Source organism: Bradyrhizobium hipponense, from assembly GCF_008123965.1.
Classification (GTDB): Bacteria; Pseudomonadota; Alphaproteobacteria; order Rhizobiales; family Xanthobacteraceae; genus Bradyrhizobium; species Bradyrhizobium hipponense.
Map to the genome: position 1 here is coordinate 1 of NZ_VSTH01000063.1, position 9,734 is coordinate 9,734.

At 64.3% G+C, this 9,734-nt stretch carries 7 protein-coding genes and 1 pseudogene; 5 read left to right on the plus strand and 3 right to left on the minus strand.

Annotated elements, in window-relative coordinates:
- Positions 1-70 precede the first annotated feature (70 nt).
- The 3 genes from FXV83_RS20655 to FXV83_RS20665 all read right to left on the minus strand — a co-directional run bounded on the left by FXV83_RS20655 (position 71) and on the right by FXV83_RS20665 (position 5,381).
- Entirely contained in the window at positions 71-1,687 is a 1,617-nt protein-coding gene (locus FXV83_RS20655; RefSeq protein ID WP_148741243.1) for a phosphoenolpyruvate carboxykinase, read from the minus strand.
- 294 nt (positions 1,688-1,981) lie between these two features.
- On the minus strand, positions 1,982-4,573 hold the full coding sequence (locus FXV83_RS20660; RefSeq protein WP_148741244.1) for a CHAT domain-containing tetratricopeptide repeat protein: 2,592 nt from the start codon (positions 4,571-4,573) through the stop codon (positions 1,982-1,984).
- A 73-nt stretch (positions 4,574-4,646) separates the two neighbouring features.
- Positions 4,647-5,381 carry a HugZ family pyridoxamine 5'-phosphate oxidase gene (locus FXV83_RS20665; RefSeq protein ID WP_148741245.1) on the minus strand — a complete coding sequence of 245 codons (735 nt, stop codon included), beginning with the start codon at positions 5,379-5,381 and terminating at the stop codon, positions 4,647-4,649.
- 252 nt (positions 5,382-5,633) lie between these two features.
- On the opposite strand from FXV83_RS20665, the gene FXV83_RS20670 reads away from it, so the two are divergent.
- The 5 genes and pseudogenes from FXV83_RS20670 to FXV83_RS20690 all read left to right on the plus strand — a co-directional run bounded on the left by FXV83_RS20670 (position 5,634) and on the right by FXV83_RS20690 (position 9,635).
- Entirely contained in the window at positions 5,634-6,335 is a 702-nt protein-coding gene (locus FXV83_RS20670) for a response regulator transcription factor (RefSeq protein ID WP_008542552.1), read from the plus strand.
- Positions 6,336-6,450: 115 nt separating this feature from the next.
- Positions 6,451-8,256, plus strand: coding sequence for a sensor histidine kinase (locus tag FXV83_RS20675; RefSeq protein WP_187436036.1), 1,806 nt, complete (start codon positions 6,451-6,453; stop codon positions 8,254-8,256).
- A pseudogene (locus FXV83_RS20680) lies at positions 8,253-8,777 on the plus strand (HPr kinase/phosphorylase). The gene FXV83_RS20675 and the pseudogene FXV83_RS20680 overlap by 4 nt, the downstream one beginning before the upstream one ends.
- Before the next feature lie 133 nt (positions 8,778-8,910).
- Complete coding sequence (locus tag FXV83_RS20685) at positions 8,911-9,312, plus strand: PTS sugar transporter subunit IIA (protein WP_024339151.1); 402 nt, start codon at positions 8,911-8,913, stop codon at positions 9,310-9,312.
- Positions 9,309-9,635, plus strand: coding sequence for an HPr family phosphocarrier protein (locus FXV83_RS20690; protein ID WP_148741247.1), 327 nt, complete (start codon positions 9,309-9,311; stop codon positions 9,633-9,635). The genes FXV83_RS20685 and FXV83_RS20690 overlap by 4 nt, the downstream gene beginning before the upstream one ends.
- Positions 9,636-9,734: the final 99 nt, after the last annotated feature.

A 9,734-nucleotide genomic window follows, 5' to 3' on the forward strand; every position in this document is an offset into this window, starting at 1 on the left:
TCGTTCATACTCGGCACACAACAAAAAGGGCGGCCTCACGGCCGCCCCTTCGCGTTTCAAGCAGGACAAATTACTCCGCCGCGAGCTTGACGTCCGGCGCGGCTGCACGCACCTCGGCGTCCACCTGGGCTTCGAACTTTGCAAAATTCTTCTGGAACATGCCGACCAGCGCGCGGGCGGTCTTGTCGAACTCGTCCTTGTCCTTCCAGGTGTTGACCGGGTTGAGGATCTCAGCTGGCACCCCCGGCAGCGCGGTCGGGACCGCGAAGCCGAAATACTTGTCGGTGCGGAATTCGACGTTGCGCAAGGAACCGTCGAGCGCCGCGGTGAGCAGCGCACGCGTCACCTTGATCGGCATGCGCGAGCCGACACCATACTTGCCGCCGGTCCAGCCGGTGTTGACAAGCCAGCAGTCGACATTGTGCTGGGCGATCAGGTCACGCAGCATGTTGCCATAGACGGATGGGTCGAGCGGCAGGAAGGGCGAGCCGAAGCAGGTGGAGAATTCCGGCTGCGGCTCGTTGCCGAGACCGCGCTCGGTGCCGGCAACCTTGGCGGTGTAGCCGGAGAGGAAGTGATACATCGCCTGCGCCGGCGACAGCTTGGCGATCGGCGGCAGCACGCCGAAGGCGTCGGCGGCGAGCATCACCACGTTCTTCGGCTGCGGCGCGCGGCCGGTGCGCGAGGCGTTCGGGATGAAGTCGAGCGGATAGGCCGAGCGCGTGTTCTCGGTCTTGGAGCCGTCGTCGAAATCGACAACGCGAGTGTCCTCGTCGAGCACGCAGTTCTCGAGCACCGCGCCGAAGCGCGTCGAGGCGGCATAGATCTGGGGCTCGGCTTCCTGCGACAGCTTGATGCACTTGGCGTAGCAGCCGCCTTCGAAATTAAACACTCCGTTCGGGCCCCAGCCGTGCTCGTCGTCGCCGATCAGCGTGCGGTTGGGATCGGCGGATAGCGTCGTCTTGCCGGTGCCTGACAAGCCGAAGAAGACTGCGGTGTCGCCCTTGGCACCGACATTGGCCGAGCAATGCATCGGCATCACGCCGCGCTCGGGCAGGTAGTAGTTCAGCGTGGTGAAGACCGACTTCTTCATCTCGCCGGCGTAATAGGAGCCGCCGATCAGGACGATCTTGCGGGCGAAGTCGATGGCGACGACGTTCTCCGAACGCACACCGTGACGCTTGGGATCGGCGCGGAAGCTCGGCATGTCGATGATGGTGAGCTCCGGCACGAAGCTCGACAGCTCGATCGCCTCGGGGCGGATCAGGAGCGTGCGAATAAACAGCGAATGCCAGGCCAACTCGGTGAAGACGCGGGTCTTGATCCGGTAGGCGGGATCGGCGCCGCCATAGAGGTCCTGCGCGAACAGCGACTTGCCTTCGGCGTGCTTGAGGAAGTCCTGGTAGAGCGTCTCGAACTGCTCGGCGGTGATCGACTGGTTGCCGGCCCACCACATCTTCTTGTCGGTGGTGGCGTCACGCACCGTGAACTTGTCCTTCGGGCTGCGGCCGGTGAACTCGCCGGTGTCGGCGCAGAGCGCGCCGTCGGCGGACAGCACGGTCTCGCCCTCGGAGAGCGAATATTGATAAAGCTGTGGCGCGCCGAGATTCCAGTGAACCCGGTTGAGATTCTTTAAGCCGAATTTGTCAGCGCCGAAGGCACCGTTGCGCACGCCCGTCTCTTGCACGAAAAATCCTCCTAGAACCCGCGACACTCAGCGCGATCATGCTTTGGCGCCGCCGCGGTCACCGTGAATAATAGGCCATCCGGCCTCGGCTGGACGATCTAATAATGATGAACGCTGGCGTTGCCAAGCTGATCCCGCAGGATTTGGTTTATTCAAGGACCGCGCCAAACGTCGCGCATGTCTGCTCTGAGCAGGCGCATCAAATAAATTGCGGATGATCGCGCAACCAAACGCGCGATTCAGCGTTTTGCTCGGTTACGGCTGATTGTGCGACGCACAACTTCCAGAGACGTTCTATCGTACCGCCCCCTCGCCGATCAGCGCGAACGGCGCCCACATCGCGGGATAGGCATTGCGAGGCGACGAGGTGTCGTCGAGATAAGTTAACATCGCGCGCCGCAACGCTTCCGCTCTGCCTATAGCTGGTTCGTTTTTGAGCAGATCGAAAGTCGACGTGGTCAAACGGGTGGCAGCTTCCGAATCCACCGCCCAATGCGAGACCAACAGCGCGCGCGCACCGGCATAGAAGAACGACCGCGCCAATCCAGACAGGGCCTCGGCACCCGGCTTGTCGCCGGCGATGGTGTTGCAGGCCGACAGCACTACCCAATCCGCATTGAGCTTGAGCTGGGCGACTTCGCTTGCTGTCAGCAGGCCGTCGTCGAGCTCCGAGGGCTGATCGGGAATGGACAGCGCGAGCGACGGCTCGCCAAGACCCTTGACGTCGCCGGCGACGAGGCCGTGGGTCGCAAAGTAGATGATGCCGTATTGAGCAAGCGCTGCACGCTTGAGCGTCGTTTCGCTGGCGTCGCGGCCGAGATGAATATCGGCGTCGGCCGCGCCGACATCCCTGGCCACGGCGATCAGCTCGTCCGCGGTATCGGGCAGTTGCAGCAACGCCTGCGCAAGCCGCGCGCGATCGACACCCGCGCCCCGCCAGAAATCCGTATAGGCCACGGTCGCGATGCTGCGCGCAGCGATCTTGTCGTTCGCTGCACGCCGGTCGGCGGGACCTTCCTGCGCGGGGTTGAACACGGGATCGCCAAAGCCCGTCATCGGCTTGACGCCTTGGTCCTTGCGCGCGAAGGCACGGAGCGATTTGAGGCTGACGACCGACGGCAGCACCGACACGGCCTGACGCCGCAACAGCCAGGCGGCGTTGCGATAGCCTTCGAGCTTGTCCGGGATGGCAGCTTGCGGTCTCTCAGTGACAAGCAAATGAAACGGCAACGCGGTCAACGCACCGGACGGCACGACCAGCAGACTGCGCTTCCCCTTGGTCAGCATCTCGACCGGGCCGAGCAGCGCAACATAGAGATCGCTCGCGAGCGCCAGATCGAACAATCCCGATTTGCCCGATGCATCGCCCGCCTTGCCGACGTCGAGCCCTCTGCGGAACGCGGACAGTTTCTGTGCCAGCGCGTCCGCACCCAGCGGGATTTCCTTCCAGTCGACACCCTCGCGCGTGATCGCGATGACATAGCTTTGTTTGTCGACAACCGAGTAGAGCACCATCGCTTCGTCGGCCGACAGCAGCGGCTGGATGTCCTTCACCGTCAGCGGCAGCGGGTTCGAGAGCGCGGCATAGCCTGGAAACTCGACGGCGAGCGTCTTCTGCAAGCCCGCGCGCTCGTTTGCGATCGACACGAGCCGGGCGCGGCTGCGTTGCTCGGACGCGACGTCGCGCTGTGCCGATTGCTTCGACACGGCAGTGATGATCGCCTTGTCGAGCGCCTCGGTCTCGGTCGCCAGATCCTGGTCCCGGCGCACGAGCTCGGCGAGCCGGTCGCTACCGGCGGCGAGCCGCACCGCCAGCTTGTTCACGGCAGATGCGGCGGAGGATTGCGTGCCGCGCTGGATCGCTGCCAGCGCCTCATCCAGCGCTTTGTCGTCGGGTAACAGGTATTGCTCCCGCGCAGCGGACAGGACAGGTAGCACAACGCGCAACTGCGCCCGATTGCTGGCGAGCGTCTTTTCGGCGAACGGCAAAGCATCGGCATTCCGCCCAGATGCATAGAGAAAATAGGCGAGGTTGCTGGTCGAGGTCGCGACGTCAGGATGATCCGGCCCGAGCGCGCGCTCGCGGATGACAAGCGCGCGGCGATAGAGCGGCTCGGCCTCGGCATAGCGCAGCTGGTGCTCGTAGAGCCCGGCAAGATTGTTGAGGGAGCGCGCGACGTCGGGGTGATCCGGCCCCAGCACCTTCTCGCGGATCGCGAGCGAGCGCTTGATCGGCGCTTCGGCATCCGCGTCGCGGTTGAGATCGCGATAGACCTGGCCGAGATTGTTGAGGAGCGTCGCGACCGCCGGATGCTCGGGGCCGCCGGCATTGTAGATCGCGAGCGCGCGCTGAAACAGCGGCTCGGCGTCCGCATAGTGCTCCTGCTTGACATAGAGTGTGGCGAGATTGTTAAGGGACTGACCGACATCGGGATGCTCGCGCGATAGCGTCTTTTCGCGAATCGCGAGCGCGCGCCTGAACAGTGACTCGGCCTCGGCGAAGCGGCCCTGCCGCTGATCAAGCGCGGCGAGATTGTTGAGCACGGGCGCGATTTCGACGCTGTCCAGACCGACCGCCTTCTCCATCAGCGCGATGGCGCGCTTGTACAGCAGCTCGGCCTGATCGTCGTGACCCTGGTCGGCGTAGATCTGGGCAAGGTTGTTGAGCGCGGCGGAAAGATCGCGGTTGTTGCTGGTCTTCTCGAGGCTCGCCACCATGGTATGCGCCAGCGGCAGCGCCTCCCAATATTTGCCGGCGCTCCTGAGCCCGTTGATGCGCGCGCTCTGCGCCGAGAGATCGCCCTTCTGGGCACGGCCGGGCGTGACCAGCGACGCGGTGATCGCAAGCGCCAGACCCGCGACCAGTGCCAAACGACGACGCGTCATGAATCCTCTCGCTACCAATCAGACCGGCTACGGTCTTGGGTCGCGGCGATGCACGGGAGCGTTCAATTTATCGCTAGTCGGCTTTTGCGCGCGCTTCACCCGCCAGGCGGACCAGCATCTTGCGCAGCGCCGTGCCGGTGGTCACCCGCTCCGGGAACTCCAGCCGCAGCGCGGTCTGGCCATCCTGCATGTCGAGGCCCTCGGGGTCGCAGCCGGTGCAGCGCCAGTCGCCCTCGGCCACGCCGAGGAGCTTTGTCGCATAGAGGCCCAGGGTGTCGCGATGGTCGGCATTCATGTGCTCGACCGCCCCCTCCTCTGACGCCAGCAGATCCTCGGCGCCCGCGAGATCCGTCAGGAACTCCTGAGGTTTAAGGTCTAGGATGCGGCCAAAGCCGGCGACCAGATGGATTGCCGTGGGCCGGATCCGGAAGAAGGAAAAATCCTTAAACGAAACAAAGGCCTCCGCCGATGGATGAGCATTGAGATACCGCCGCTGCAGCAGGCCCGTCTCGGCGTCGGCCTGTTCCGCCCGTCCGGACAGCATGATCCGGGCGCCTTCCAGCGGATCGCCCGCCGCCCGCTCGTCCAGCATCAGGGAGACCCTGGGGTCGGCCAGGATATTTCTGGTGTGAACGGCCAGGCGCGAGATCAGGAGAATGGGAGAGCCGTCGGGGTGGCTCGCCAGGTTGACCAGGGAACAATAGGGATCGCCGCTGCCGGCCATCAGTGTGGCCAGGGCCCCCTGCCGGGAACGCCTGAGCAGCGATTTGGCAAGCTTTCCGGAGTCGAAATCGGGGGTCGGTTCCATGGGTTTCTCGGGTCAGGTGGTTGCAAGGTGGGTCTTTTTTCGGGTAAACGGGGATCCGGTTATGGGTCGATATGCGGCGGATCTGCCGTGTTTCGCGGAACTTGGTCACACTTCAGCCCAGCTTGCATTGCTCGGTGACAAAGTTCGAACTCCAAGTTCGGGACCTCCAAGTTCGGGACCCATGTATGCGGCGCACCACTGGATTGCTCGCCGTTTAAGCCACGATCCAAACGGAAAGCAGAAAGCAGGCTCATGCCCACAATCGCTTTGGTCGACGACGACCGCAACATTCTCACATCCGTCTCGATCGCGCTGGAAGCGGAAGGCTACCGCATCATGACCTACACCGACGGCGCCTCTGCGCTGGACGGTTTCCGCACCACCCAGCCCGATCTTGCCATCCTCGACATCAAGATGCCGCGCATGGACGGCATGGAGACGCTGCGCCGGCTGCGGCAGAAATCCGACCTGCCGGTGATTTTCCTCACCTCCAAGGACGAGGAGATCGACGAACTGTTCGGTCTCAAGATGGGCGCCGACGATTTCATCCGCAAACCGTTCTCGCAGCGGCTGTTGGTCGAGCGCGTCAAGGCGGTGCTGCGCCGCTCGGCGCCGAAGGACCCGACCGTCGCGCCGAAGGAGAACGACGCCAAGGCCCTCGATCGCGGTCTGCTGCGCATGGATCCAGAACGGCATACTTGCACCTGGAAGAACGAGCCGGTGACGCTGACCGTTACCGAGTTCCTGATCCTGCAGGCGCTGGCGACCCGGCCCGGCGTGGTGAAGAGCCGCAACGCGCTGATGGACGCCGCTTATGACGACCAGGTCTATGTCGACGACCGCACCATTGACAGCCACATCAAGCGGCTGCGCAAGAAGTTCAAGGTGGTCGACAACGAGTTCGAGATGATCGAGACGCTCTACGGCGTCGGTTACCGTTTCAAGGAAGCCTGAGGCGCGCGCCTTCACGAACGACGAGGGCATCGCCGGTTTCGATTCCATCGGAACCGGGATGGCTCTAGGATGCGGGGACTTGATCGCACGAGCTGTGCCAACGCGGGCGTAAGCATTGCTTGACCGAACGCAGCCTCATTCCAATCAGAACGCCGAGGATATCGCATCCGGCGGCGGCCCGGAGCACGTGGCCGAGGACAAGCCGGTCGCGCAGGGCTGGCGGCCGCTCAACTGGCTGAAGCGCGCCGGCCAGTTCTTCTTCGCGCTGTCCTTCTCGAGCCTGACCCGCCGCATCGTCTCGCTCAACCTGGCGGGCCTGGTCGCGCTGGTCGCGAGCATCCTGTACTTGTCGCAGTTCCGTGCCGGCCTGATCGACGCGCGCGCGCAGAGCCTGCTGGTGCAGGCCGAGATCATCGCCGGCGCGATCGCGGCCTCCGCGACCGTGCAGACCAACGCCATCACCATCGACCCCGACCGGCTGCTCGACCTCAAGCCGGGCGAGACCTATGGCGGGCCGGACGACTATTCGCCGCTGGACTTCCCGATCAACCCCGAGCGCGTGGCACCGGTGCTGCGCACGCTGATCTCGCCGACCAAGACCCGCGCCCGCATCTACGATCCCAACGGAAGCCTGCTGCTCGACAGCCGCAACCTCGAAAACGTGCTGCGCTACGATCTGCCGCCGCCCTCCGCCGAGAAGCCCGGCATCGTCGAGCGCGGCATGGTCGCGGTGCGCACATGGCTCAACCGCGGCGACCTGCCGCTCTATCGCGAGCTCGGACCCGAGAACGGCAATGGCTATGCGGAAGTGGGCGATGCGCTGCAGGGCCAGAAGCGCTCGATGGTGCGGGTCAATCCGCGCGGCGAGGTGATCGTCTCGGTCGCGGTCCCCGTGCTACGATCGCGCGCCATCCACGGCGCCTTGATGCTGTCCACCCAGGGCGACGACATCGACCAGATGGTCACGGCCGAGCGCCTGGCGATCCTCAAGGTGGGCGGCGTCGCTGCCGCCGTCATGATCATGCTGTCGCTGCTGCTCGCCAGCACCATCGCAGGCCCGGTGCGCCGGCTCGCCGACAGTGCCGAGCGGGTCCGCCGTCGCATCAAGAGCCGCGTCGAGATCCCCGACTTCACCCGCCGCCGCGACGAGATCGGCCATCTCTCCGGCGCGCTGCGCGACATGACCAACGCGCTCTATAAGCGGATCGAGGCGATCGAGATGTTCGCCGCCGACGTCGCCCATGAGTTGAAGAACCCACTGACCTCGCTGCGCTCCGCGGTCGAGACGCTGCCGCTTGCCCGCAACGAGAACAGCCGCGCTCGCCTGCTCGAAGTCATCGAGCATGATGTCAAGCGGCTGGACCGGCTGATCTCCGATATCTCGGATGCGAGCCGGCTCGATGCCGAATTGCAGCGGCAGGACGCCATTCCGGTCGATCTGCGCCGCCTGCTGACGACGCTCGTGTCGGTCGCCAACGAGACCAAACTCGGTCACGACGTTGCGGTCGAGGCGCGCTTCGAGGGCCGCAGCCCGACCGACATTTTCGCCGTGACTGGTCATGATTCGCGGCTCGGGCAGGTCGTCTCTAATCTGCTTTCCAACGCACAGTCCTTCTCCGAGCCCGGCAGCAAGGTGCGCCTCACCTGCCGCCGCGTGCGCGGGGAAATCGAAATCGTGGTCGACGACGACGGCCCCGGCATCCGCGACGACGCGCTGGAGCGCATCTTCGAGCGCTTTTACACCGACCGTCCGCATCAGGGTTTTGGCCAGAACTCCGGCCTCGGGCTGTCGATCTCCAAGCAGATCATCGACGCCCATGGCGGACGAATCTGGGCCGAGAATCGCGCAGGCCCCGCGGACGCTGACGGCGCACCGACGGTCGCCGGCGCGCACTTCGTGGTGAGGCTGCCGGCGCTATGAGCGAAGGCGGCCTCAGCGTTCACGCCTCCGCCGTCAAGGTCGGGAATCTGGCGGTGCTGATCCGCGGGCCCTCGGGCGCCGGCAAGTCGCGGCTTGCCTTCGATTTGATCATGGCAGGGCGCGCGGGGGTGGTCGAAAGGGCCGTTCTGGTCGGCGACGACCGTGTCCATCTTGCGACAGTCGGCGATGAAATTGTGGTTCGCCCCGTCCACGTGTTGGCCGGACTGATCGAAGTGCGGGGGCTGGGAATCCGGCGCTGCGACTTCGTGGAGCATGCGACCGTCGGGCTCGTGGTCGATCTGGACGCGGACGACGCGGAACGTCTGCCGTCGCCCGAATGCCTAAAAATGAGCCTCTCCGGTGTTGAATTACCGCGAATCCCGGTCGCGCGGGGCTATTCGCCCCTCCCTCTGGTTGTTGCGACCTTGACCACTACCAAGAGTTAATCTTCCGTTACCTCCTCGGGCGATTGTTTGAAGGGAAATGGTAACCATATGAACCCCACTATCGCGACCGAATAGACCGGCGCAGCTCCCCTCATCCATCCGTCTAGATTCAGGGAGATACGCAACATCCCCTCTTGCGCAGGGGCTCTGGATGGTCAAAGTGGCGCGTTCGTGCGGTGCACCAAAAGCGCCCGCGAGGAGTTTTCCGATGATTGGTCTAGTACTTGTGACCCACGGGCGCCTTGCCGACGAATTCAAGGCAGCGCTTGAACATGTGATGGGCCCACAAAAGCAAATCGAAGCGATCACGATCGGTGCCGAGGATGATTCCGATCTCTGTCGAAGCGACATCATCGAGGCGGTTAACCGCGTCGATTCCGGCGACGGGGTTGCAATCCTCACCGACATGTTCGGCGGCACCCCATCCAACCTTGCAATATCCTGTATGAGCCGGCCGAAGGTCGAGGTGCTCGCGGGCATCAACCTTCCCATGCTGGTGAAGCTTGCCAAGGTGCGCGAGGAGCGTTCGCTGCCCGATGCGATCGCGATGGCCCAGGAAGCGGGCCGCAAATACGTCACGATCGCCAGCCGCGTGCTCGCCGGCAAATGAGCGACGACGCGCCGCTCGGAAACCAGATCGGGACAGGCGTGCCCGCGGGCGCGATTTCCAAAGAGCTCCTGATCATCAACAAGCGTGGCCTGCACGCCCGCGCTTCCGCAAAGTTCGTCCAGGCGGTCGAGCGCTTCAATGCGCAGGTCTGGGTGACGCGCGGCGGCGAGACCGTCGGCGGCACCTCGATCATGGGCCTGATGATGCTCGCCGCAGGGCCCGGCACCACGATCACGGTGGCTGCCGCCGGCGATGATGCTGAAGCCGCGCTGGCCGCGATCACGGAACTCGTTGAGAGCAAGTTCAACGAGGAAGGAACCTAGCAGCCACGTTAGAGAAGCCGCTGTAGGGTGGGCAAAGGCGCGTCGCGCCGTGCCCACCCTCTCGTTACTTGCAACAGAAGCGGTGGGCACGCTTCGCTT

Excerpts from the sequence above, each read along its gene's own strand:
- FXV83_RS20660 (WP_148741244.1), bottom strand. The coding sequence starts at position 4,573 with ATGACGCGTCGTCGTTTGGCACTGGTCGCGGGTCTGGCGCTTGCGATC.
- FXV83_RS20665 (WP_148741245.1), bottom strand. The coding sequence starts at position 5,381 with ATGGAACCGACCCCCGATTTCGACTCCGGAAAGCTTGCCAAATCGCTG.
- FXV83_RS20670 (WP_008542552.1), top strand. The coding sequence starts at position 5,634 with ATGCCCACAATCGCTTTGGTCGACGACGACCGCAACATTCTCACATCC.
- FXV83_RS20685 (WP_024339151.1), top strand. The coding sequence starts at position 8,911 with ATGATTGGTCTAGTACTTGTGACCCACGGGCGCCTTGCCGACGAATTC.
- FXV83_RS20690 (WP_148741247.1), top strand. The coding sequence starts at position 9,309 with ATGAGCGACGACGCGCCGCTCGGAAACCAGATCGGGACAGGCGTGCCC.